Origin of the sequence: Pontivivens marinum, from assembly GCF_900231835.1 — a bacterium.
Lineage (GTDB): Bacteria > Pseudomonadota > Alphaproteobacteria > Rhodobacterales > Rhodobacteraceae > Pontivivens > Pontivivens marinum.
Genome location: NZ_OCTN01000002.1, coordinates 1 through 21,490 on the forward strand (window position 1 = coordinate 1; position 21,490 = coordinate 21,490).

A 21,490-nucleotide genomic window follows, 5' to 3' on the forward strand; every position below is an offset into this window, starting at 1 on the left:
GGCCTAACACCAGCCGAATATGTTAACCGGTCAAAGGAAGACCAAAACCTGAACAGAGCTAACCTAAATTAGCGGACTCAATGGGGAGCAGGTCACTGGTTTTGCAGAGCGCCTCTAGAACGCTAAGCGATCACAAAAGAGCCTGTGTCGATCCAAAGAGTGATCAGAGTGTCCCGCAGCTTCCACTTTCGTATTGGGCCTATCGCGCCGCAACGGAGCTCATGAGGAGGATTGTGTGTCGAAGGAAAACACATATCAGACACGCCGACATGTGGTGTATTGATAAGTAATGGTTAATCCTGATTGCAGTATCATTTATCCATTAAACGCGCTGGTTGCCCCGTCTGTGATGAAGTTTCGATTGCTGCAATCAACTGATGGGAAACCAGTGCCTCTCGCCCCGTAACCATGGGCTTTTTTCCGTGACGGACTGCATCGATGAAATCGGTTATGACGGCCTGATGCCATTCATGTTTTCCGCCCAGTAACGGGTTCACCTTTCGAGGGTCAGCATCCTTTGCTTCGGTTTCTGTAGGCCCATTTCGCCAGGAAATTTCGAGCGCGTCCTTGTCAAGTTTGAGGCTGGCTTCTTCAAAATGTAGGCGGATTATTTCCGTTCTGTGTGGATACATCGCTGTGCTGGCGACAAATGACCCTGCGGCGCCACAGGAAAATTTCAGGCCTGCAATCGCGAAATCCTCGGCTTCCATTTGATGTAATGGCGTGGTGGCTGTCATTGCATGAACCTGTGTGACCGGACCGGCCAAGCTCAAAGCGAGGTCAATGGAATGGACTGCGTTCGTGATCATTACGCCACCGCCATCGCGGGCATAGGTCCCTCGTCCGAGTTCATCGTAGTAGGATTGGTCGCGCCATAGCGGCACGTTGATTTCGACGAGGCCGAGCTTACCAAGTGCGCCGCCCTTCACATGAGCGGCGGCTGCGATTGAAGGGGCCCGCATCCGGTGTTGGAACAGGACACCCAGTGTCACGCCTGCACGCTCGCATATCTCGACTACCTCAAGTGCTTCTTGCGGATTTCGTCCAACAGGCTTTTCAAGAAGGATATGTGTGCCGGACGCGGCAAGCTGCTCGATAATGTCTTTTCTGACACTAGGCGGTGTCGCAACGATGGCCACTGTGATGTCCGGATCAGCGGCAATTGCGACCAAATCAGATGTGAATATAGGCGGTTCGGCATCATAAAAATCGGCGAGATAACGTGCATTTTCAGGTCGGCGTGACACGATCGCCCTCAATGCGATTTCGTTTTGCGCATCCGATAGTGCCGCGACATGGGTTTTGGCAATCATGCCGGCTCCAATAAGGGCCACACCCACGCGTTGTTGCTGTATGGTTTTTGCCATCTGTAATTCCTCCCCTTTGATGATTGAGCGAATGACTATGATTTTCAGGTCTTTGTGCCTGCTGTGGCTCGCTTCATCTAATTGATATATAATGATACTTTAGAATGGTGCGGCGATCTTTGCGCCTTGAGACAGACGTCTGAATTCGGCAACGGTTTCCGGATCAAGCGGAACGCCAATCTTGCTGCGTCGCGTGGCTTCCGCCCACTCTCGGTCGCCCGGTGCCATCACTGTTGTGCCCTCTCGCGATGTGCTTTCGCGCAGAGCGGTTAGGTAGCGATCCATTCCCGCGAGCAGTAAGCTGCGCCCAACAAGCCCGTCAGGATCGATGCAAATTACAAAGGCGCCCATATCACGTGGTGTGGTGATATCCGGTCCGCCCATTGGCAAAATCTCGGGGCTGAGCTTCATGCCGGTTAGCAGGCCGGAAAAAATCTCTACCATACCGGCTAAACCCGCCCCCTTGAAACCGAACTTACCGCCTAGCGGGGCCAGCATTTCAACGGCATTGGCGTCATTTGTATCCAGCCCGTTGTGGTCCGATGCGGCATCGGCAGGCAACTCACGGCCTAATGATTTGTAAAGCTGCACCCGATTATAGGGCACTGCGCTTGTTGCCATATCAAGCAGCCAAGGATTGCTGCCCTGCGTTGGGACGGCCACCGCAATTGGGTTTGTTCCGTGAAACCGTTCTGCGCCGTTATGAAGACGCACGAAGCTATCAGAGTGGCACATAACGATGCCAATCATTCCCGCCTCTGCGATGGCTAGTGCATATGCCCCTGCGGGACCACAATGCGATGTCCGACTGATCCCAACTGCACCGATCCCGGCCTCGCGTGCTAAGTTGCAAGCATGGTCCGCTGCGGCATATGCCGCCAGTGCGCCATGCGCGTTGTCCGCATCGAGCAGCCCCGATCCTGCCCGCGTACGTGCGAATTTCATGTTCGGGGCTTTGTTGAGCCGCCCGCCACGGAACACTTTGTCGTAATGGGGTAAAAGCCGGACGCCGTGACTATCAACGCCGAGGCTGCTCGCATGAAGCATGGCGCGCGCAGCAGCTACGGCGCTAGGCGCATCGGCCCCCGTAGCGCCCAAGATTGCTTGGCAAAACCCCCGCAACCTTTCCTGATCCGCATATATGTCTTCCATGTTGGCACCCTTGGGCTTCCGCCTCAACGACCGCGTATTCTGGCTGATAGACGCGCAGCCAGATATTGGTGTTAGAAAATATGCACTTTGTGTACATAAGTCATTAAATGTGAGGCTAGGCAAGCCCTATTCGATGGTGCGTCCACCGTGCTAGCTAGGAGTTGTATAAAACGATGCCCTTACTGGATTTGCCGATATGCAAGAGCCGCTCTACAACCGCATTCTGCATGTTCTGACATCAGAGATCGCGGGAAGTGATCTTCAGCCGGGTAACCGTTTGATGGAAAACAGAATTGCGACACGCTTCGGTGTGTCGCGTGCACCGGCACGCAAGGCATTAGCGCAGTTGGAGGCTTTAGGACTTGTCGCGCATATGACTGCCCCCGGGCGGGGATTTGTTGTCGTAAAGAATGCCCAAAAGCGTGCCGCGGAACTGTCATCACCCATCGATGACCCGTTCACCACGGACATCACGCCTACATGGCAGCGGATATATGGCGAGGTCGAGGATGCATTAACGCGGCGCATTGCTTTTGGGGCATGGCGCTTAACCGAGACAGGTATTGCCCGTCAGTTTGGGGTCAGTCGCACAGTTGCGCGCGACGTTCTGGCACGACTACAGACGCGCGGCTTGGTTGTTAATGAAGGCAAGGGATGGGTCGCACCGAAACTCAGCGAAGTGCGGGTGCGCGACCTTTATGAATTGCGCGCCTTGCTTGAACCCGCCGCGCTACAGCGCGTCAGCAATCTGGTGTCGGAGGCGCAACTGGATCAGATGATCTGTGATCTGCAGGGCGCCGCAGGCAAAGGTGGGCAATGGCTCGATAAACTCGAAGCGGATTTGCACATTGGCCTACTCCAGCGTTGCGATAATTCTGCGCTACGCAAGGCAATGACCGAAGCCCAGTCACTGCTTTTGGCACATAAATTTTTCTACCAGCACACCGCCGAAATTTATCCGGTTGAACCCTTTCTGGAAGAGCACGTGCATGTCCTCAGCGCATTGCGAAAGGGGGCCGTTTCTGAGGCTTGCGACGCATTGCGCATACATTTGCTTCACTCCAGCGATCGGGCCGTTGTTCGGATCACCACATTGCGCGGGATCATTTATGACACGCCGCCAGATTATCTTGAACCTCATGACATAACGCGCTGATCTAGGCTTAGCTGCGCCGGCTAGGGGGGCGGTGTCATAAGTGAGGAAAACTCGGCTTTGATCTTTCGTTGGCCGACTGTCAGGTCAGTAGAGCTTGAAGGAGGGCGGCTATGATTGCCTCGCCAAAATTAGGGGACGACACAGTGCGCTGCCTCTTTCTGCTTTCACAACAGCGTTTGGCGGATTACGCATCCTCAACTTCGCTCATTGGGAAAAATTATGGCGCAAAAATCCACTATCTATAAAGCCGAGCTTTCCGTTTCCGATATGGATCGCCACTATTACGAGACGCATAACCTGACCATTGCGAAACATCCCTCAGAAACGGATGAGCGGTTAATGCTGCGGCTTGTTGCTTTCGCTCTGAATGCACACGAGCAGTTGGAGTTCACCAAGGGAATTTCAACGGATGATGAACCGGATGTTTGGCAAAGAAGCCTGAGTGCTGAGATCGAGCTGTGGGTGACCTTGGGGCTTCCCAGCGAAAAGATTGTGCGTCAATCGTGCGGTAAGGCCGACAAAGTGATCGTGTACTCCTATGGGGGCAGGACGGCGGAAATGTGGTGGGATAAGCTTAAAAACAGCACCACCCGGTTTGATAATCTGCACGTCATTAACATTTCCGAAAGCGAACTGAGCCAACTTGGTGCGCAGGCGGACCGTTCGATGAAATTGCAGGTAAATATTCAGGATGGTGAGGTTATGGTCAGCGTTGGCGATAGTGTCGTTTACGTTAACCCGATCAAGTGGAAATCGGCAGATTAAGTGCAAAATTGGGCGCTAACCGCTGCGCAGTCAGCATAATGCACCTATCTCACACACTCTTGTAATGAATGCGGCTGGTGCACACGGAACCATAACAAAGCGAGTAGGAATGTTACAAAATGCACTTCACTCGTTGAGTCAGCAAAAAACTAAGGTATGCGAAAGACATAGAAGGATTGTAGATAAGTCGCTCGATTGAACTCGGATATTGGGTAAGTCGAGGGGCGTAACGGGAAAGAAAAGCACCATGGTTAACTTCACCTCAGGCACCAAGGATGGCGCAATGCCAAAAATGTCGATCGCTACTATTGGACTGATGTTCATTGCCGGATTTATGGCGACGAATGCGTTCGATTTCTGGGGTCAGGTTGTTAGCCCCGGCCTTGGTTATGCGAACCTGTCGCCGCATGGGCTTGCGAAAAGCCTTCTGGGGAAGTTCGGCCTGCCAAATGGTGACTTTGCTGGATACTTTTTCCACTTTTACCTTGTTGGCTTGATTGGCTATCCCATCGGCTGGCTGTTCATCTTCGAGCCAATCTGGAAGCGTGTGCTGGGCGTTAAGTTCGGGTGGTTTGTGCCATCCGCTGTTTACGGCTTTGGACTATGGGTCTTTGCAATTGGCGGCATCACATCTATTGCGGGCCTGCCGTTCTTCCTGAACTTTAGCGGGATCACTTGGGTCGCGCTGGTTGGCCATGTTCTTTACGGGATCGTGCTCGTTGCGATGTTGCGGCTGATGGCTGCTAAGGGCCGCGGTTAAACACTGCCAACGTCCCCAGTTGATGCGTCCGCTGGGGGCGAGTTATCGGCCGCGTTTAGGGATTTTTTATGTGGCTGGTCAAATTATCTTGTCAGCAGCCGATGGGTACATCTATCTGGCGTGATCCAATCCATTGCTGGGGCTGACTGTGCGCGAAACGAATTATCCTAGCCCTAGGGCATCCTATCGTTTTGCTGATATGGTCGTGCACATCATCGGACTTGCCCTGATATTAGTGGCGGGCAGCGTGCTGATCTTCAAAAGTTTTGGACAGGTGAATGGCGCGCTGGCTGTTGGCGTTACCGCCTATGTCTGCTGTGCGCTTGCATCCAATCTGGCCTCATGGGCGTATCACTTTGCGCCATGGCATGATCGGCGGTTGCTGTTGCGACGGGTGGATCACGCGGCGATTTATCCCAGCATTACGGGGACGTTTACGCCCTTTTTCCTATATGCCAACACAACATGGACGCTCAGCTTACTGGCGATTTGCTGGTCACTAACGGCTGTCGCAATGTGGAAAAAGATTACCGATGAACGGGTTAAGTCCCGCTGGTCAACGGCATCCTATTTGGGGTTGGGCGCTATCGGTCTGTGCGCGCTACCCGATCTGGCGGTCGTATCGTCAGATGTGTTGTTTTATATCATTGGCGGGTCTGCGTGCTATGTCATCGGAACGGCCTTCTACATTCGCAAGGAAATGCCCTATCGCTATGCGCTGTGGCACAGTTGGGTGAATTTTGGCGGTATTCTGATGTTTTGTGGCGTCTGGATGGCTCTGTTTTAGCATCCGATGAATAGGCCGCTTGGGGGTTTGCCAACAGAGATCATTTCGTACAGGTTAGCGCATGGAACTTCTTGAAGCAGACCACAACACTCTCCTAGTCGTCATGTCATGTGTGGTTGCTTTGGTGGCGGGTTTTACCGGCCTGTCCTTGACCCGCGATTTGTCACGAAAGCCGTTATTGCAACGGCAGATATCAATCGCTCTGGCCGCTATCGCGTTGGGTGGTGGGATCTGGTCGATGCATTTCGTTGCGATGCTGGGGCTGCAACTGCCTATCCTGTTTTACTATGACGCCGCGATCACTCTGGTTTCAGCACTGACGGCGATTTTGATCGTTGGGGCGGCGCTGGTCTTGCTGCATTTTGTTGAGCGGACACCCCTGGTGATTTGTTTGGCAGGCGGTATCGTCGGGGTTGGCATTCTGGGGATGCACTATATCGGCATGGCGGGGCTGCAACTGTGCAGGGCGACATATACGCCGATGGGCGTTCTGGCGTCATCGGCGGTTGCGATTGGCCTATGCGTTTTGGCATTCGGCATCGCATATGGCCGCAGGCAAAACCGGAACATCTTTCTGGGGACGCTGTGCTTCGCCGTTGCGGTTTGCTCGGTACATTTTCTGGCCATGTCGGGCACCAACTTCGTTGCCCTGCCAAACCTGACCGAATTCGGCCCAACGATGAGCAACGAGGTGCTGGCATTGGGAGTGATCTTTTCCAGCTTCATTCTGTTCGGCACGTTCCTTTGGGTTAGCGTGACCTATCTGGTGGCAAGCCCGCAGATGCAGGATACTGCGCCCCTCACGGTCGATGCAATGCCCCGTGCATTGCAAATCCCGTGTGAGCGTGACGGCGTGCGGGTTTTCATCCTGTCCACCGATGTGGCTTTCGTGCGCGCCGATGGGCACTACACGCAGATATATACCGAGCAGGGCAGCCTGTTCTGCGCATGGCCAATTGCCGAGGCGACAAAGAAGCTGTTGCCGGTCGGCCTGCTGCAAACGCATCGCAGCTATCTGGTCAATCTGGCCAAGGTATCGCGGTTTGAGCGGGCCAAAGATAAGGGGCAGTGCGTCTTTGCCGCGGCCGACATTCCCCCCGCACCGGTTAGCAGGTCCAAGCTGAAGCTGATTCAGGATGCGTTGGGCGCGCAACCCAGCGCAATTCGTGCGAGCTGAGGCGCATCTCGTGCAAAACCCCTGTATTTCATGGGTTTGTTGAAGCGGTGATAGATAACGGCATGCAAGCCTCTCCCTAAGAAAAACAAAAGTTTTCAGGGGAGGACAGCCGATGATTCCAGCGGCATTCGAATATTATCGACCTCAGGATATGGCGGGTGTTCTTGCCATCTTGGGTGAGCACGGGGATGACGCGCGCGTCATGGCAGGCGGGCACAGTCTGATCCCGATGATGAAACTGCGCATGGCGGATGTGCCCCATCTGATCGACTTACAGGATGTTGGCGGCATGTCTGATATCGTCGTGGGCGCGGACGAAATCCGCATCGGCGCTATGGTCACGCAGGCGGACATTATCGACAATACGGAACTGCGCAGTGCTGCGCCCATCCTGCGTGAGGCCGCCTTGCAGATCGCCGATCCTCAGGTCCGCTATATGGGAACCGTTGGCGGAAACGTTGCGAGTGGCGATCCGGGGAACGACATGCCCGGCCTGATGCAATGCCTGAACACGCGCTTTACCCTGATCGGCGCAGATGGTGAGCGTGAGGTGGACGCTCGCGAGTTTTATGAGGCGGCTTATATGACCACGCGTGAGGATGACGAGGTCCTGACCGCAGTAATCATCCCGACGCCCGCAGGCGGATACGCCTATGAGAAGCAGAAGCGTAAGATCGGTGATTACGCCACCGCTGCTGCCGCCGTGCAAATCATCAAGGATGGCGACACCTGCACCTCCGCCGCGATTGCGATGACGAACCTCAGCGATACTCCAATCTATTCCGAGGCTGCTGGCGCCGCATTGGTGGGCACCTCCGTTGACGATGCTGCACTTGCCGCTGCGACCGCCGCAATGTTGAACGACATCGACCCAAGCGAGGATAATCGCGGGCCAATCGCGTTCAAAAAACACGTCGCCGCCGTCATTTTGCGCCGTGCAATCACGCGCGCTTGGTCGCGGGCATAAGGGGGGATCACATGTCTAATAAAATGCACATCAAGATGAACGTGAACGGCAAGGACGAGGAGTTTCTGGCCGAGCCACGTGAATTGCTGATCTACACCCTGCGTGAACGCTTGAATATCACAGGCCCCCATATCGGTTGCGATACGTCTCACTGCGGCGCCTGTACGGTTACGATTGACGGTAAGTCGGTCAAGGCCTGCACGATGTTCGTAGCGCAGGCCAGTGGGTCCAGCGTGACCACTATTGAGGGGATCGGCACACCTGACAGCCTGCACCCCTTGCAGGAGGCGTTTAAGGAGCATCACGGGCTTCAATGCGGTTACTGCACCCCCGGCATGATCACGCGGGCGACCAAGCTGCTGGAGGAAAACCCAAATCCGACTGAGGAAGACATCCGCTTTGGCATGGCCGGCAATATTTGCCGCTGCACTGGATACCAGAACATCGTGAAATCCATTCAGGCCGCCGCCGTGGAGATGAGCTCAGCCAAGGAGGCCGCAGAATGAAAGACGAAGTAATCAGTCGCGACGACCGCGTTGCCAACCTCAAGGGCATGGGATGTTCTCGCAAACGGGTCGAGGATGCTCGGTTCACACAGGGTAAGGGCAACTACGTCGATGATATCAAGCTGGACGGTATGCTGTTCGGCGATTTCGTCCGCTCGCCCTATGCGCATGCGCGGATCAAGGGGATTAACGCTGAGGAGGCGTTGAAAATCCCCGGTGTTCTGGCCGTTCTAACCGCCGAGGATCTGGCCCCGCTGGGTCTGCACTGGATGCCAACCCTTGCTGGTGACAAGCAGATGGTGCTGGCCGACGGTAAGGTGCTGTTTCAGGGGCAGGAGGTCGCCTTTGTAGTGGCCGAGGACCGCTACGCCGCCGCCGATGGTATTGAACTGGTTGAGGTGGATTACGAGGAACTGCCGGTCATCGTTGACCCGTTTGAATCCCTGAAATCCGATGTGGTTCTGCGTGAGGATCTGGACCCGAATGCCGATGGCGCACATGGCCCGCGTAAACACCCCAACCACATCTTCACATGGGAGGCCGGTGATAAGGAGCCGACCGAGGAAGTCATCGCAAATGCCGATATCGTCGCGGAGGAGTCGATGTACTACCACCGCACGCATCCATGCCCGTTGGAAACATGCGGCAGTGTGGCGTTGATGGATAAGGTGAACGGTAAGCTGACCCTGTGGGGAACATTTCAGGCCCCCCATGCGATCCGCACCATCGTTTCGCTGATTTCGGGTATCGAGGAACACAATATCCGCGTGATCTCACCCGATATTGGTGGCGGGTTCGGCAACAAGGTGGGCGCATATCCGGGTTATGTTTGCTCGGTCGTTGCCTCCATCGTGACAGGGCGGCCGGTCAAGTGGATCGAGGATCGGATGGACAATCTGATGACCACGGCCTTTGCCCGTGATTATTGGATGAAGGGCAAAATCTCCGCCACGAAGGAGGGCAAGATCACTGGCCTGCAATGCCACGTGACCGCAGATCATGGCGGGTTTGACGCCTGTGCCGATCCGACCAAGTTTCCGGCCGGTTTTATGAATATCTGCACTGGCTCCTATGACATCCCGACCGCCTATCTGGAGGTTGACGGCGTCTATACAAACAAGGCCCCCGGTGGGGTGAGCTATCGCTGCTCTTTCCGCGTGACGGAGGCAGTCTATTTCATCGAGCGTATGATCGAGGTTCTGGCGATCAAGCTGAACATGGATTCGGCTGAACTGCGCCGGATCAACTTCATCAAAAAGGAGCAGTTCCCGTATAAGGCCGCACTGGGCTGGGAATATGATAGCGGCGATTATCACACCGCATGGGATAAGGCGCTAAAGACCGTTGATTACGATGGTTTGCGCGCCGAGCAGGCCCAACGGGTTGAGGATTTCAAGGCAGGTAAAACCCGCAAATTGATGGGGATCGGCCTCAGCTTCTTTACGGAGATTGTGGGCGCCGGGCCTGTCAAAAACTGCGACATCCTAGGTTTGGGCATGTTCGACAGTTGCGAAATCCGCATCCACCCAACCGGCTCCGCGATTGCCCGTCTTGGCACGATTTCGCAGGGGCAGGGGCACGCGACGACCTTTGCGCAAATCCTCGCCTCGGAAATCGGATTACCTGCGGACAGCATCACGATTGAGGAGGGCGACACCGATACCGCGCCTTATGGATTGGGCACATACGGATCACGTTCCACCCCTGTTGCTGGTGCGGCCACCGCTATGGCGGGGCGTAAAATTCGCGCAAAAGCGCAGATGATCGCGGCCTATCTGCTGGAGGTGCACGATAATGACGTTGAATTCGACGTTGACCGGTTCGTGGTAAAGGGCGCGCCGGAGCGGTTCAAAACCATGAAGGAAATTGCCTTTGCCGCCTATAATCAGGCCATTCCAGGGCTGGAACCGGGTCTGGAGGCGGTCAGCTATTACGACCCGCCCAATATGACCTACCCGTTCGGAGCCTATGTCTGCGTCATGGATATTGACGTCGATACAGGCGTTCCAGAAATCCGCCGGTTCTATGCGTTGGATGATTGCGGCACACGCATCAACCCGATGATTATCGAGGGGCAGGTGCATGGCGGCTTGACCGAGGCACTGGCCGTCGCGCTGGGCCAAGAGATTGCCTATGACGATATGGGCAATTGCAAAACCGGTACGCTGATGGACTTTTTCCTGCCAACCGCATGGGAAGTCCCCAATTACGAGACCGACTTCACAGTTACCCCCAGCCCGCATCACCCGATCGGTGCAAAGGGTGTCGGCGAAAGCCCCCATGTGGGCGGCGTGCCGTGCTTCTCGAACGCTGTGCAGGATGCATTCCGGCCCTTTGGCAATACGCATACCAACATGCCGCACGACCATTGGCGGATTTGGAAAACTGCAAATGGCCTAGGGCTGCATGACTGAATGCGCACTCGGTTGAACTAGCAATAGTGGGTGCCCGAATGACTGGGCACCCACCATGCAGGAATTCACAATGACTTGGCACGACCTTCAAGCCGCTCTGGCAGCGGACGGATATGTTGCATCTGATGACCTGGCGGTTGCGATGCATCTGGCCCTGACACTGGGCCGCCCCCTGTTACTGGAGGGCGCGGCAGGTGTGGGCAAAACCCAACTGGCCGGCAGCTTGGCCGCGCAGCGCGATACCAAACTGATCCGCCTGCAATGTTACGAGGGGCTGGATGCGGCGCAGGCGATTTATGAGTGGAACTATCAACGGCAATTGCTGACCATCCGTGCCGCGGCTGAGGATGGTGAGACCGGCAAATCTGTCGAGGCGCGGATATTCTCACGCGAATTCCTGCTGGAGCGTCCGCTGCTCGCCGCGATTACACAGGATGTCGCGCCGGTCCTGCTGATAGATGAGATTGACCGCGCTGATGAGGAATTCGAGGCCTATCTGCTGGAGGTTCTGTCCGAGTTCCAGATTTCCATCCCCGAGCTGGGCACGATCAGTGCGACCACGCGCCCGATTGTTATCCTCACCTCAAACGGCTCACGCGATCTGTCCGATGCGCTGCGTCGCCGGTGTTTGTATTCCTATGTTGAGTACCCCGATCGCGCGACCGAGTTGGCGATCCTGCACGCCCGATGCCCGCAGATTGAGGTCCGCTTGGGCGAGCAGATCGTCGGTTTCGTCCAGAAACTGCGTGAGGAGGACTTGGAGAAGGTTCCGGGCATTGCCGAAACGCTGGATTTTGCGGCGGCACTTATGGGGCTGGGCATTGCGGACCTGACCTCGAACCCTGCGGCCCTGCAACATACGCTCAGCACGTTGCTGAAAACCCAACGTGATCGTGCGAATGTCACGGTTGAGGTCGCTGGCCGCATTGCGGGGCGCGCAGCATGAGCAGGATCACACGTTTTGCCGCACGCGACACCGGTGCTGCCGCTCGGGTGGTCGGGTTCATGGATCACCTGCGCCAGAACGGCCTGCGTCTAGGCGTTTCGGAAACAGATGTGGCACTGGCTGCTTTGTGCCAGGTGAATGCTGCCCAACCCAGCGAAACCCGCCTAGCTCTGCGCACCATATGTACAGGGTGCAAGGACGAGGCCGAGCGCTTTGATGCACTCTTCGACAGCTACTGGATGGATGCCGGTCGGGTGAGGCAAAAGATCGTACAAACCGCCGCATCGAAAACGGATGATAACATGCATTCCTCACGCGATGCGCAGGGCGAGGATATGGGCGGCTCAGGCACCGCCAATGCGCCTGATGGCGGAACCGGTGATGCGCAGAGTGACGGTGAGGGGCGCCTGATCGCAACCGAGGTGCGCAACCTGATGCGCAAGGATTTGCGCGATCTGGTTCGGCCTGAGGATGTCGCCGAGGCAGAGGAGGTCGCCCGCCGTTTGGGCACTGCCCTGCGCGACCGCCGTTCCCGGCGGCGTCGTGCGGCGCGTAGGGGCGACCGTCTGCATTTCCGCAAAACAATCCGTGCCAGCCTAGCAACGGGTGGTGACCCCCTGCGCCTGCTGCGAAAAAACCGGCCCGACCGTCCGCGCAGGATTGTGGCGCTGTGCGACGTTTCGGGATCAATGACGGTTTATGCGCAGATCTTTCTGGCCTTTCTGGCAGGGCTAATGCGCAGCGACCCGACAGCAGATGCCTACCTGTTTCACACTCGCCTCGTGCGGATAACCGAAGCATTGCGTGAAAAGGATACGATGCGTGCGATTGGCCGCATGTCGTTGATGGCCGACGGTTTTGGCGGCGGATCACAGATTGGCCCGTCGATTGGCCGGTTCGCCAGCACATATGCCAAACGGTTTGTGGATGGCCGTACCGTCGTGCTGATCCTGTCAGACGGATATGACACGTCGCCCCCTGCGGTGATGGATGCGGCGCTGCGTGATCTGAAAAAACGTGGCTGCAAAATCATCTGGCTCAACCCGCTCAAGGGGTGGAGGGATTATGCCCCCGTCGCCACCGGCATGGCCGCTGCGATGCCCCATCTGGATTTGTTCAAATCGGCCAACACCCTGAACGACCTGCTTTCATTGGAGAACGAGGTGACGGCGCTATGAAACCGGCTGGAATCCTATCCCCCGACCTTGCCGATGTTGCAGACCGTTTGCAGCGTCAGGATCAGCCCTTTGCTTTTGCCACCATTGTGCGCACGGCAGGTGCCACGGCGGCAAAACCGGGGGCGAAGGCGCTGCTGGGCGCTGATGGTACGATCCTGCACGGTTGGCTGGGCGGCGGCTGTACACGTGGAGCTGTGAAAAAGGCCGCAATCGCAGCCCTGCAAAGCGGTCAGCCGCAGCTGATCTCCGTCGCGCCAGAGGAACTGTTGGCGCAACGCGGTATCCAAGCGGGGGAGGAAATCGACGGCACCCGATTTGCCCGCAATGGCTGCCCGTCCAAGGGGACCGTGGATATCTTTATTGAGCCATGCTTGCCGCCTCCTCAATTGATCGTATTGGGAACATCTCCTGTCGCACAGGCGCTGATCAGGCTGGCCCCGCAATTCCATTGGTCCGTGGCGCAATCGCTGCCCGATGGAAGTCATAACAACCAGCGCGTCATCGTTATCGCCACACAGGGGCAGGGTGATGTCGATGCATTACAGAAATCACTGTCCGTTCCCGCGATCCATATCGCCTTTGTCGGCAGTGCGCGGAAATTCGCGAACCTGTCGCAGCGATTGCAGGCGGAAGGCATTGAGCCTGCCAAGATCGATGCAATCAAGGCACCGGCAGGATTGGATATAGGCGCTGTAACGCCCGAGGAAATCGCGCTGTCGATCCTAGCTGATCTGGTTCAGGTGCGCCGCGCACGGGTTCATGCCGCAAATGCATAGGGTTGCGACGATAATTCTGGCCGCTGGGCTGTCACGACGGATGGGCGCGCATAACAAACTGCTCTTGCCCGTAAACGGTTTGCCGATGGTGCGCCACGTTGTGCAGCAATATCGGGCCGCATTGGACGGGCCAATTATTGTCGTGACCGGCTGGGATGCCTGCGCGGTGAAACAGGCGCTGCTGGGGCTAGGTGCGCAATGCGTTTTTAACCCGAGCTATGAACAGGGGCAGCAAAGCTCGGTTGCCTTCGGGCTCAGCAATTGCCCGCCGGCTGACGTGGTTCTGATCGGGTTGGGGGACCAGCCCTTGCTGCGATCAGCGGATATTACAGCCTTGCTGGAGGCGCATGTTAGCGGCCATCCGGCAAAGATCTCGATCCCGACATCTGATGGTAAGCGCGGCAATCCGATTGCTGTGCCGCATGTGGTGCGACCGCAATTGACCATGGACCGCCTGCGTCCGGGGTGCATGCGGTTCACGCGCGATAATCCGGACATGGTTCAGCGGCATTCACTGTCGGCACAAGGTTTCTACACCGATGTCGATACACCCGAGGCCTATGCCTCACTCACCGCAATATCGGAGTGCGCGTCATGAAACGCCTCATCAAAACGCTGCGCTGCTTGCGCCGGAAAATGGCGCTCACCCCTGAGCAAGCTGACCAAATCAGATTCCCCTGTTGTTAGGAAAAGGACACATTATGGAACTGTCAGACGAGATCATTATCAACGCCCCCAAGGAGCGGGTCTACGCCGCGCTCAACGATCCCGAAATCTTGCAGCAGTGCATTCCGGGGTGTGAGGAGTTGATCAAGCATTCCGACACGGAACTGGAGGCAAAGGTTGTGCTAAAGGTAGGGCCGGTTAAGGCACGCTTTAGCGGTAATGTGCAGCTGGATACATCGGGTGCGCCAGATGCATTCTCGCTGACCGGTCAGGGAAATGGCGGTGCAGCGGGGCATGCAAAGGGTGGTGCGGACGTGACGCTGACTGCGGATGGCGACCAAACCATCCTGCGCTATGAGGCAAAGGCAGATATTGGTGGCAAACTGGCCCAGCTGGGCAGTCGCTTGATCCAGAGCACAGCCAAAAAGCTGGCAGCCAAGTTCTTTAAATCGTTCGCCGATGTGGTCAGCGAAGAACCCGTTGCCTGATACCCGAAACAACGTCATCGCACTTGCGGTGACGTTGAACCGTTTGCGATGCTACGGTCTAGTATTTTCAGCATCGAGTATGGTGATTGATGCCGTTCGGTTCTAATTTTCCGTTAGCCACCGTTAAAACCCATATTATTGAGCAAATTAACGGAATCTCGTTTCTAAATAGCGGGGGTGTATTGGCAACACCCAGACTACGGTTGACATGTATCGGACACTCGCGGATGAGGCGTTAACCCATGGTTTTTCGGGCAGAGTTTGAGAAGGAAATCCGATGTCGAATCTGACCGCTAACGGGCGTGCCGTAATCGCCGACCTTTCCCGCCGTTATGGCCTATCGCAGGATGCGGTGGAGCATATGGCCCGCGCCGTTTCAAATGGTGGCGGGACGATGGCACAGTTCAACGTGCCCGAACTTGGTGGCTCTGGCCAGTGGATGTCCGGTGGCATGACCATGGTTGGCGATATGTTCAACAGTGGCTTGCAGAATACAGTGTCCAACCTGTGCGGCGAGCTGTCCAACGCCATGGCCTCCACCCTGTTTTTCGAGCAGCTCAGCATGGCAATGGGTGGGTCCGTCTGGCCTGAATGGTTAGGGCAGCCAGCGTCGTCCGGCGGGCAGAACCAATCACGATACGCCTATTTTCCACAGGCGCGCCGGTTGGCGTTCGATCATGGCGATGGCCGCGAAATCGTCTTGCTGGACACTGGCGACCACCAAATCGGCGGTTTTAGTCAGCAGCAATCAGGATATGGCGATCCATTCAGCGGTATTTCCGTCTCCAGCCAGTTCGGTCAATTCGCGCTATCCTCATTCCCAGTCGCACGCACGGACGGGGCGGCGGAGCCCGAAGTTTTCGAGCCGATGCAGCCAGCCGAGACCTTTCAGCCTGAGCCAGAGCCTGCAATCAACGTTGCCCCATCGTTGGGTGGCGAGGATATTCTGGGGACTATCGGTCGGCTGGCACAACTGCGCGACGTTGGCGCATTGTCCGAAGAAGAGTTTGCCAGCAAAAAGGCCGAACTTCTCGCACGGCTGTAGCCACTGTGAGCAGGTCTGCTGTTGCTGGCGACAGTTGTAGCGATAGCGCTGTCTTTGGCCAAATAGGTGCCATTTGCAGTGCTAGCGCTGATATATTGAGATTAAGGGATTTTCATTAAAGCTACTGGAAGTATGGAGGCGAGTACGAGAATCGAACTCGTGTACACGGATTTGCAATCCGCTGCGTCACCACTCCGCCAACTCGCCTCATAGCCTGTGGTGCAAGGCTGATAACGCGATCCTTTGGGGGGTGCAAGTCCATTGTTACAGCACTTGTTACAGTGTTCTCGTTCACTAAGGGTTCTGTGTCACTTACATCTGCAGCCTTGTCTTTTGGGATTGCGGCGATCTGAGCGGCACGCCTGACGCAGGCTGTGAATTGCTTCGCCAAGTCCGTCAGCTGAGTTTCAGTTCTGCAATCACTTGCGCAGCGATTGCACCTCTTTGGCCATCTCGATCTGGCGGAGGTGCCGAGTGTAGTGCGCGATCGTTTTCTCACTCATCCCGGTAATGCTTGCGATCTGCGAATCGGTCATGCCGAGCACGGCAATTTCAACAGTCGCGGTGTATCGCAGTGCGTGATTATCGTGGGCCTCACCAGCTCCGCAGGCATCACGTGCTATCTTCATTGCATAGGCAGCTTGGCGGTAGCTCAACGGCTTTCCGTGATCTCCTGCGATGATGAATAGCCCGTCCCGTGGCGTAGCTCTCAGGCAGGCTTCAAGCTGGGTCGTCAGCGGTATCACCAACCGCTTGCGCGTCTTGTTTTGCCTAACCCTGATCCCGTCCTGCGAAACATCACCCCACTGCATTCTCAGAATGTCACCCATGCGCTGTGCGGTGCCGAGGCACATCTCGAAAATCAGGCGTGCGCGGGTGCCTATCGCATTTTGATCGCGGAAGTCGACAACCAGCTGATTTGGCCACGGCTCGCGCGTTCCTTCGCCCAGGCTGATAAGTGTCACGCCCTTCGCTGGGTTTCGATCATCAGGCATCCAGCCCAAATCGATCGCGTACTCGAACAGGATGCTTAGGCATTGAACAAGGTAATTTGCCAGCCGGGGGCGATCTGCGTTCGCGTCTCGCATCTTGATGACGTGTTTGCGGCGCATTCCTGCTGGATCGTCCTCTCCGAACATCACCCGCAGCTTTTCCATATACTTGCGGTAATCGGATTGGGTTCGAGGGGCCCGTTGGGTGAAGCGTGGGCCGTCGAAGTATTTATCTATGAGGCGCGACCATGTGTGCGTTTTGGGCGCCTTGTGAGCTGGTCCGTTCAGCAGCTTTGAGTATTCGGACCAGAATTGAGGTGTCCCGAATTCTGCATCGATCTTTTGGCGGTGATCCTTGCACTCGAAATACAGGAACTTCGCAGCACCGGGGCGACCTCGCCAATGGACATATTTCGGCAACTCACGATGTGCCATGTCAGGCCCTCATATCTTTGGTGTCGTATGGATCTGCTTCATCCGGCGTGACGTTGGTGCTGAAATCAAGCTCGATCACACGGCCCGAGATCCGTGCGCATGTGACTTCGACGCCAGCGGCTCGCGCTGCTCGGATGTAGTCCATGAGTCTTTCAGTTGTTTTCACGCCAGCCATAAATACCGTGCCTCCATCTGTATCAGGTAAAATATCACCCATAGGGTGAATGAGAGGGCGGCCCAGCCAGCAAGCGTGCAGCACACCGCGAGGATGATGCCGCCGCCGTTCAGAAACCGGTGATCTCGATCTGTATGGCGAGGGATCAACATTCGAGGGCCTCTCGGTAGAGCTGCAGGACGGCTTCTTCCTCGGCGACCTGCTGGGGGTCTTTGGTGCGCAGGGCGATCAGTTTGCGCAGGGCTTTGGTGTCGTAGCCGCGGGCTTTGGCCTCGGCCATGACCTCCTTTTGCTGATCCGAGACGATCTTCTTCTCCTCGTTCAGCCGTTCCATCCGCTCGACGAAGGAGCGCAGCTCGCCCACCGTGATGCGGTATTGCTTGGTGGAGACCTCGCGATCGGCGTCGGTTTCTTTCATCGGGGGCGGGACCTTGCCGGAGCTGAGGCTGTCAGCGACCCGGCGCAGATCGCCGCTGGTGAAGGGCGGGCTGGTCGTGGTGCCGCCATTGCCGTCCGGACCGCTGAGGGTCATCGTCAGGTTCTCGGCCATCATCGGGCTCCGTCATTTATGCGACCGGTCGCGCGCTCGAATGTTTCGCGCAGCAGATCCCAGCGGGTTGCGGCGGCGGCATTGGTCGAGAGTTCACGGCGGCTGCGGATTTGCAGGATGGCGCGCAGCTGGGTGGCGGTACGTTCCGGTTTCGGAATGTCGGTGCGCAGCTGAGGGCAATCCGACCGGCCACGCAGCCAGCGGCGGAACGCGATATCCGAGCAGAGCATCGCCGCAGCCTGCGCGCGGGCATTCACAACGCGATTGGCCTGCGACAGCCAGAGGCCCGTGGCGATCTCCAGGGTGCCGCCGGTCGCCATGACCCGAGATAGCGTCAGCCGTGTTTCGGTCGAGGCGATCAGCGCGCTATCGCTGCCAGTGCCGTGCTGGATCAGATCGAGCATCCGCACGCTGCCCAGTCCATCGGCATGGGCGCTGTCGATATCGCGATAGACGCCGGTTAAGCGAACAGCATCATAGGGTTGCAGGGGCTGGATCATCCCGGCACCTGCATCTGCATATAGTACAGCGTGCTATAGAGCATCGCGTTCAGCCAGACCAAATAGGCGATGAACAGCATCGCCGCGGCGGAGGTCAGGCCATTGGCCGCGCGGTTCAGCACAGTCATGCCGTAACCTCAGCCACGCGGTGCCGCGCGGCGATTGTCCATGCGAGCAGGGCGCTGGCCCGCGTAGGCCCACAGCCGATGATGTCGCCGCATTCGATCGAGGTCTTGGTCGGCTGCGCGTCAAGGCTGGCCCCGAATTCGGCGCAGAGAATGTCGATCACCTCGACCGCATCTGCGGCGGGCAGGGCGGCGGGCGCGGTCGCGCTGCGGGTGCCGTAGCGGGCCTCGATCATGGCGAGGGCGGTGGCGATGCGGTGGGCGCTCATCGGGTTGCACCCTCCAGCATCGGGATCTCGCCCATTGCGGCAACCGCGCGTGCGGAGCGAACGCCCTGCCGGTGCTGCACAACGCTGCTGGAGCGGTAGCTGGTGGGCGCGCCGACCGGCGTCGGGTGATAGCCGTGAGCACCCTCGGCCGCGAGTTCGGTCCAGCGCCGCAGCGCCATCCGTTCCGAGCCGATATGCTCGACGGTCAGGTTCGCAATCGCGACGGTGTAGGTGCCATGGGCGAGGGTCATCCGTCCCGCATGGGTCGTGCGAACGCTGATCGCCGCGCTGTCATAGCCGTCGCTATTCCACTGCTGGATGAGCTGGCTGGCAATGGCGGCGCGGGCAATCTTCGCGGCGCGGGTGTTGGTATTGCGGATCCGCTTGCTCATTGGATCACCTCCGCCAGCAGATAGCGCGCGCGGATGGTCCAGGAATGCAGGGCATCGCCGGGCGTCGGGCCTTCACCCTCCGCTCCGGCGCAGGTGATGACGTGGCGGGGTTTGTTGTTCGGGCAGCCATAGGCCGCGATCGCATCGTGATGTGCGATCAGCAGGTCTATCGCTGCACGCGGATCATTTGACTTTAATTGCTTCGAAGTAGTGAGCGCGCTGTTGAGGCAGTTAAAGCCGCCTATCTGCACGGGCAGAGATTCTGGGGCGTTCGGGAAAATTGATGTGTTTGAAGTCGTTGACGGCATGACCGAGGTCTCTCCCTGTTGTTTGGGAGGAATCTAATGGGCGTTTTGCCCATCGGTCAATTATAAAATGGACAAAACGTCCATTGCGTGTATTGCAAACCAACTCCACCATGGCGAAAAAATGGCTCGGGAGTTTGAAATGTATGACGTCGATGAACGTGTTTTGTTGGGCCTTTCACGCCTTACCGGGGTCAGTGTGGATAAACTTTACGGAGCCTTAATCGTTCGTTTGCTCATGAGGTTATCAGCAAGAGCTCTGGGAACTTCGGTTAAGCGCCCGCGATAAAGGTAATCCATCGAAACGCCCCATCGCTCTGCAATTTTATAGGCCATATCAGCTTTTAGTGGTTTGACGCCCTGTTCGATGCGGCTGTAGCTGCTCCGGTCTATTCCTACTGAATCAGCGAGTTCTGACTTCGTTAGGTTGTGATGAGCTCGCAATGCCTCCAGTCGTTGGCCTACTGCGACAGGATTAAATGGATCGTAATCGTTCACGGCATACCCCCTTGGTTTCCATGACTGAGTGTCCTGCGTAAGTGGATAAAGCGTCCATTGATGTTTCTCCCATCTTGACGAATGGACGAAACGCCCATTATGCAGGGTGTATGGAGATGAGATTTCAAACATTTGGTGACGTGATCGACACATGGCCTTCTCGCGTAGCCTTCGCGAAGGAAGTCGTGCTTTCGCTGTCTGCCGTGAATAAAATGCATCGGACAGACTCTGTGCGCGGTGTGTATTTCCAGAGAATTGTTAGGGCCAGCGCTCAGCGCCACGGTGCCGCTGCTGTTACTTATCAAGAGCTTTGCATTCTAGCGGGTAGGTCGGCGCCTGATAACTTAAAGGCAGTTACTACAGCCATTTCCCGTCCTTGCGTTGATGTGGAAATCGGGGCGAGCAAATGAGCGCCGCCGCAATGAGCCACGGTCCGCTGGTGGCATTCACAACCCCTGCCGCTGATCCAGCGCGTCTTCACGCATTCGCCACTCACCGGTTTGGCGAAACGACGCGGGGTTCATTTGGTATGGGCCCCCGCGCCGCATCTTCATCGTGTCCAGCGATTGAGAGGGGGGTGGTCGGATGACCGTTCCCGTCTTCTCCACAGCATTCAAAGCATCGCCTTCACCGGTGGATGATCGCAGAGGAGCGCCTGAAATGTCTTTCCGAAACTTACGAAACCGCAAAATTTCTGGTTCGGGCGGAAAGGGCGGTGGTGAGGGGGCTGAGCGTGCGGCGTTTGCGCGGATGCTGTGGAGCGCATTTCCCGAGGCACGATCCGAGCATGAGCTGTGCGAGCTGGCGGCGATGGTTCTGACCGATGATGCGCGTCCTGTGAATCCGCGGACGGTCCGAAACTGGCTGCAATGCGAGAATGCGCCGCATTTTCGCTACGTGGTGCGCGTCATGGCGTTGGCGGGTGCCGAGGCAGTCTTTGCACTAATTGATCCGGAGGCAGCATCATGAAGGTCCGTGCGTGGGTGGGCTATCGATTGAATACGTGGCGGGCAAAGAGGGCGGAGCATGCGGCAAGCGTGTTCCGGTTGCGCGCGGAAAAGTTTTTCCTGCGGGTCAAGGGGTTGAGCAAATGATGCTC

General features: G+C 56.9%; 25 protein-coding genes and 1 tRNA gene. 15 read left to right on the plus strand and 11 right to left on the minus strand.

All coding sequences use genetic code 11. The annotated features are described in order from the left end of the window. Positions 1 to 311: 311 nt before the first annotated feature. Together CR254_RS05875 and CR254_RS05880 are read right to left on the minus strand one after the other, a co-directional pair. On the minus strand, positions 312 to 1,367 hold the full coding sequence (locus tag CR254_RS05875; protein ID WP_097928919.1) for a Gfo/Idh/MocA family protein: 1,056 nt from the start codon (positions 1,365 to 1,367) through the stop codon (positions 312 to 314). A 99-nt stretch (positions 1,368 to 1,466) separates the two neighbouring features. Continuing rightward, positions 1,467 to 2,519: an Ldh family oxidoreductase gene (locus CR254_RS05880; protein ID WP_097928920.1), complete on the minus strand. Its 1,053-nt coding sequence runs from the start codon at positions 2,517 to 2,519 to the stop codon at positions 1,467 to 1,469. Between the two features lie 196 nt (positions 2,520 to 2,715). Here CR254_RS05880 and CR254_RS05885 point away from each other — a divergent pair, with 196 nt between their 5' ends. From CR254_RS05885 to CR254_RS05950, 14 genes are all read left to right on the plus strand, one after another. Next, on the plus strand, positions 2,716 to 3,675 hold the full coding sequence (locus CR254_RS05885) for a GntR family transcriptional regulator (protein ID WP_097928921.1): 960 nt from the start codon (positions 2,716 to 2,718) through the stop codon (positions 3,673 to 3,675). Between the two features lie 219 nt (positions 3,676 to 3,894). Next, complete coding sequence (locus tag CR254_RS05890) at positions 3,895 to 4,440, plus strand: YaeQ family protein (protein ID WP_097928922.1); 546 nt, start codon at positions 3,895 to 3,897, stop codon at positions 4,438 to 4,440. A gap of 247 nt (positions 4,441 to 4,687) precedes the next feature. Further along, a complete protein-coding gene (locus tag CR254_RS05895) occupies positions 4,688 to 5,200 on the plus strand; it encodes a hypothetical protein (protein ID WP_097928923.1) in 513 nt (170 codons plus the stop codon). A gap of 199 nt (positions 5,201 to 5,399) precedes the next feature. Further along, a complete protein-coding gene (trhA, locus tag CR254_RS05900) occupies positions 5,400 to 5,987 on the plus strand; it encodes a PAQR family membrane homeostasis protein TrhA (protein ID WP_097928924.1) in 588 nt (195 codons plus the stop codon). Between the two features lie 61 nt (positions 5,988 to 6,048). Next, positions 6,049 to 7,164, plus strand: coding sequence for an MHYT domain-containing protein (locus CR254_RS05905; RefSeq protein ID WP_097928925.1), 1,116 nt, complete (start codon positions 6,049 to 6,051; stop codon positions 7,162 to 7,164). A gap of 112 nt (positions 7,165 to 7,276) precedes the next feature. Further along, positions 7,277 to 8,131 (plus strand): FAD binding domain-containing protein, encoded by an 855-nt coding sequence (locus tag CR254_RS05910; RefSeq protein ID WP_097928926.1) that lies wholly within the window; start codon positions 7,277 to 7,279, stop codon positions 8,129 to 8,131. A gap of 11 nt (positions 8,132 to 8,142) precedes the next feature. Then, positions 8,143 to 8,637, plus strand: coding sequence for a (2Fe-2S)-binding protein (locus CR254_RS05915; protein ID WP_097928927.1), 495 nt, complete (start codon positions 8,143 to 8,145; stop codon positions 8,635 to 8,637). Beyond that, on the plus strand, positions 8,634 to 11,051 hold the full coding sequence (locus tag CR254_RS05920) for an aerobic carbon-monoxide dehydrogenase large subunit (protein WP_097928928.1): 2,418 nt from the start codon (positions 8,634 to 8,636) through the stop codon (positions 11,049 to 11,051). The genes CR254_RS05915 and CR254_RS05920 overlap by 4 nt, the downstream gene beginning before the upstream one ends. A gap of 70 nt (positions 11,052 to 11,121) precedes the next feature. Beyond that, on the plus strand, positions 11,122 to 11,997 hold the full coding sequence (locus CR254_RS05925; RefSeq protein WP_097929515.1) for an AAA family ATPase: 876 nt from the start codon (positions 11,122 to 11,124) through the stop codon (positions 11,995 to 11,997). Next, the gene (locus CR254_RS05930; protein ID WP_097928929.1) at positions 11,994 to 13,175 is read left to right on the plus strand and encodes a vWA domain-containing protein; all 1,182 of its coding nucleotides are present in this window, start codon (positions 11,994 to 11,996) and stop codon (positions 13,173 to 13,175) included. Before CR254_RS05925 ends, CR254_RS05930 begins: the two co-directional genes overlap by 4 nt. Then, the gene (locus CR254_RS05935; RefSeq protein WP_097928930.1) at positions 13,172 to 13,951 is read left to right on the plus strand and encodes an XdhC family protein; all 780 of its coding nucleotides are present in this window, start codon (positions 13,172 to 13,174) and stop codon (positions 13,949 to 13,951) included. The genes CR254_RS05930 and CR254_RS05935 overlap by 4 nt, the downstream gene beginning before the upstream one ends. Further along, positions 13,935 to 14,549 carry a nucleotidyltransferase family protein gene (locus CR254_RS05940; protein WP_245851451.1) on the plus strand — a complete coding sequence of 205 codons (615 nt, stop codon included), beginning with the start codon at positions 13,935 to 13,937 and terminating at the stop codon, positions 14,547 to 14,549. Before CR254_RS05935 ends, CR254_RS05940 begins: the two co-directional genes overlap by 17 nt. Before the next feature lie 103 nt (positions 14,550 to 14,652). Then, positions 14,653 to 15,105, plus strand: a complete 453-nt coding sequence (locus CR254_RS05945) for an SRPBCC family protein (protein WP_097928932.1) — start codon at positions 14,653 to 14,655, stop codon at positions 15,103 to 15,105. 277 nt (positions 15,106 to 15,382) lie between these two features. After that, positions 15,383 to 16,150, plus strand: a complete 768-nt coding sequence (locus CR254_RS05950) for an SHOCT domain-containing protein (protein WP_097928933.1) — start codon at positions 15,383 to 15,385, stop codon at positions 16,148 to 16,150. A gap of 133 nt (positions 16,151 to 16,283) precedes the next feature. Here the strand turns inward: CR254_RS05950 and CR254_RS05955 are convergent. From CR254_RS05955 to CR254_RS05990, 9 genes are all read right to left on the minus strand, one after another. Continuing rightward, a tRNA-Cys gene (locus CR254_RS05955) sits at positions 16,284 to 16,357 on the minus strand. 212 nt (positions 16,358 to 16,569) lie between these two features. Next, a complete protein-coding gene (locus tag CR254_RS05960) occupies positions 16,570 to 17,307 on the minus strand; it encodes a tyrosine-type recombinase/integrase (protein ID WP_180955899.1) in 738 nt (245 codons plus the stop codon). Between the two features lie 590 nt (positions 17,308 to 17,897). Beyond that, positions 17,898 to 18,302: a DUF2312 domain-containing protein gene (locus CR254_RS05965; RefSeq protein WP_342744469.1), complete on the minus strand. Its 405-nt coding sequence runs from the start codon at positions 18,300 to 18,302 to the stop codon at positions 17,898 to 17,900. Further along, positions 18,302 to 18,802 carry a hypothetical protein gene (locus CR254_RS05970; protein ID WP_097928935.1) on the minus strand — a complete coding sequence of 167 codons (501 nt, stop codon included), beginning with the start codon at positions 18,800 to 18,802 and terminating at the stop codon, positions 18,302 to 18,304. The genes CR254_RS05965 and CR254_RS05970 overlap by 1 nt, the downstream gene beginning before the upstream one ends. Then, on the minus strand, positions 18,799 to 18,930 hold the full coding sequence (locus tag CR254_RS18295) for a hypothetical protein (protein WP_281252975.1): 132 nt from the start codon (positions 18,928 to 18,930) through the stop codon (positions 18,799 to 18,801). The genes CR254_RS05970 and CR254_RS18295 overlap by 4 nt, the downstream gene beginning before the upstream one ends. Beyond that, positions 18,927 to 19,196 carry a hypothetical protein gene (locus CR254_RS05975; RefSeq protein WP_097928936.1) on the minus strand — a complete coding sequence of 90 codons (270 nt, stop codon included), beginning with the start codon at positions 19,194 to 19,196 and terminating at the stop codon, positions 18,927 to 18,929. Before CR254_RS05975 ends, CR254_RS18295 begins: the two co-directional genes overlap by 4 nt. Next, positions 19,193 to 19,588, minus strand: a complete 396-nt coding sequence (locus CR254_RS05980) for a hypothetical protein (protein WP_097928937.1) — start codon at positions 19,586 to 19,588, stop codon at positions 19,193 to 19,195. Before CR254_RS05980 ends, CR254_RS05975 begins: the two co-directional genes overlap by 4 nt. Continuing rightward, the gene (locus tag CR254_RS05985) at positions 19,585 to 19,896 is read right to left on the minus strand and encodes a hypothetical protein (RefSeq protein ID WP_097928938.1); all 312 of its coding nucleotides are present in this window, start codon (positions 19,894 to 19,896) and stop codon (positions 19,585 to 19,587) included. The genes CR254_RS05980 and CR254_RS05985 overlap by 4 nt, the downstream gene beginning before the upstream one ends. Before the next feature lie 207 nt (positions 19,897 to 20,103). After that, positions 20,104 to 20,391, minus strand: coding sequence for a helix-turn-helix domain-containing protein (locus CR254_RS05990; RefSeq protein ID WP_245851453.1), 288 nt, complete (start codon positions 20,389 to 20,391; stop codon positions 20,104 to 20,106). Positions 20,392 to 21,051: 660 nt separating this feature from the next. Between CR254_RS05990 and CR254_RS05995 the strand changes: the two genes are divergently transcribed. After that, positions 21,052 to 21,360, plus strand: a complete 309-nt coding sequence (locus CR254_RS05995) for a hypothetical protein (protein WP_097928940.1) — start codon at positions 21,052 to 21,054, stop codon at positions 21,358 to 21,360. Positions 21,361 to 21,490: the final 130 nt, after the last annotated feature.

Bases quoted from the DNA above. Each gene is read 5' to 3' on its own strand.
- CR254_RS05875 (WP_097928919.1), bottom strand. From the start codon at position 1,367: ATGGCAAAAACCATACAGCAACAACGCGTGGGTGTGGCCCTTATTGGA.
- CR254_RS05880 (WP_097928920.1), bottom strand. From the start codon at position 2,519: ATGGAAGACATATATGCGGATCAGGAAAGGTTGCGGGGGTTTTGCCAA.
- CR254_RS05885 (WP_097928921.1), top strand. From the start codon at position 2,716: ATGCAAGAGCCGCTCTACAACCGCATTCTGCATGTTCTGACATCAGAG.
- CR254_RS05890 (WP_097928922.1), top strand. From the start codon at position 3,895: ATGGCGCAAAAATCCACTATCTATAAAGCCGAGCTTTCCGTTTCCGAT.
- CR254_RS05895 (WP_097928923.1), top strand. From the start codon at position 4,688: ATGGTTAACTTCACCTCAGGCACCAAGGATGGCGCAATGCCAAAAATG.
- trhA (WP_097928924.1), top strand. From the start codon at position 5,400: ATGGTCGTGCACATCATCGGACTTGCCCTGATATTAGTGGCGGGCAGC.
- CR254_RS05905 (WP_097928925.1), top strand. From the start codon at position 6,049: ATGGAACTTCTTGAAGCAGACCACAACACTCTCCTAGTCGTCATGTCA.
- CR254_RS05910 (WP_097928926.1), top strand. From the start codon at position 7,277: ATGATTCCAGCGGCATTCGAATATTATCGACCTCAGGATATGGCGGGT.
- CR254_RS05915 (WP_097928927.1), top strand. From the start codon at position 8,143: ATGTCTAATAAAATGCACATCAAGATGAACGTGAACGGCAAGGACGAG.
- CR254_RS05920 (WP_097928928.1), top strand. From the start codon at position 8,634: ATGAAAGACGAAGTAATCAGTCGCGACGACCGCGTTGCCAACCTCAAG.
- CR254_RS05925 (WP_097929515.1), top strand. From the start codon at position 11,122: ATGACTTGGCACGACCTTCAAGCCGCTCTGGCAGCGGACGGATATGTT.
- CR254_RS05930 (WP_097928929.1), top strand. From the start codon at position 11,994: ATGAGCAGGATCACACGTTTTGCCGCACGCGACACCGGTGCTGCCGCT.
- CR254_RS05935 (WP_097928930.1), top strand. From the start codon at position 13,172: ATGAAACCGGCTGGAATCCTATCCCCCGACCTTGCCGATGTTGCAGAC.
- CR254_RS05940 (WP_245851451.1), top strand. From the start codon at position 13,935: ATGCCGCAAATGCATAGGGTTGCGACGATAATTCTGGCCGCTGGGCTG.
- CR254_RS05945 (WP_097928932.1), top strand. From the start codon at position 14,653: ATGGAACTGTCAGACGAGATCATTATCAACGCCCCCAAGGAGCGGGTC.
- CR254_RS05950 (WP_097928933.1), top strand. From the start codon at position 15,383: ATGTCGAATCTGACCGCTAACGGGCGTGCCGTAATCGCCGACCTTTCC.
- CR254_RS05960 (WP_180955899.1), bottom strand. From the start codon at position 17,307: ATGGAAAAGCTGCGGGTGATGTTCGGAGAGGACGATCCAGCAGGAATG.
- CR254_RS05965 (WP_342744469.1), bottom strand. From the start codon at position 18,302: ATGGCCGAGAACCTGACGATGACCCTCAGCGGTCCGGACGGCAATGGC.
- CR254_RS05970 (WP_097928935.1), bottom strand. From the start codon at position 18,802: ATGATCCAGCCCCTGCAACCCTATGATGCTGTTCGCTTAACCGGCGTC.
- CR254_RS18295 (WP_281252975.1), bottom strand. From the start codon at position 18,930: ATGACTGTGCTGAACCGCGCGGCCAATGGCCTGACCTCCGCCGCGGCG.
- CR254_RS05975 (WP_097928936.1), bottom strand. From the start codon at position 19,196: ATGAGCGCCCACCGCATCGCCACCGCCCTCGCCATGATCGAGGCCCGC.
- CR254_RS05980 (WP_097928937.1), bottom strand. From the start codon at position 19,588: ATGAGCAAGCGGATCCGCAATACCAACACCCGCGCCGCGAAGATTGCC.
- CR254_RS05985 (WP_097928938.1), bottom strand. From the start codon at position 19,896: ATGCCGTCAACGACTTCAAACACATCAATTTTCCCGAACGCCCCAGAA.
- CR254_RS05995 (WP_097928940.1), top strand. From the start codon at position 21,052: ATGTCTTTCCGAAACTTACGAAACCGCAAAATTTCTGGTTCGGGCGGA.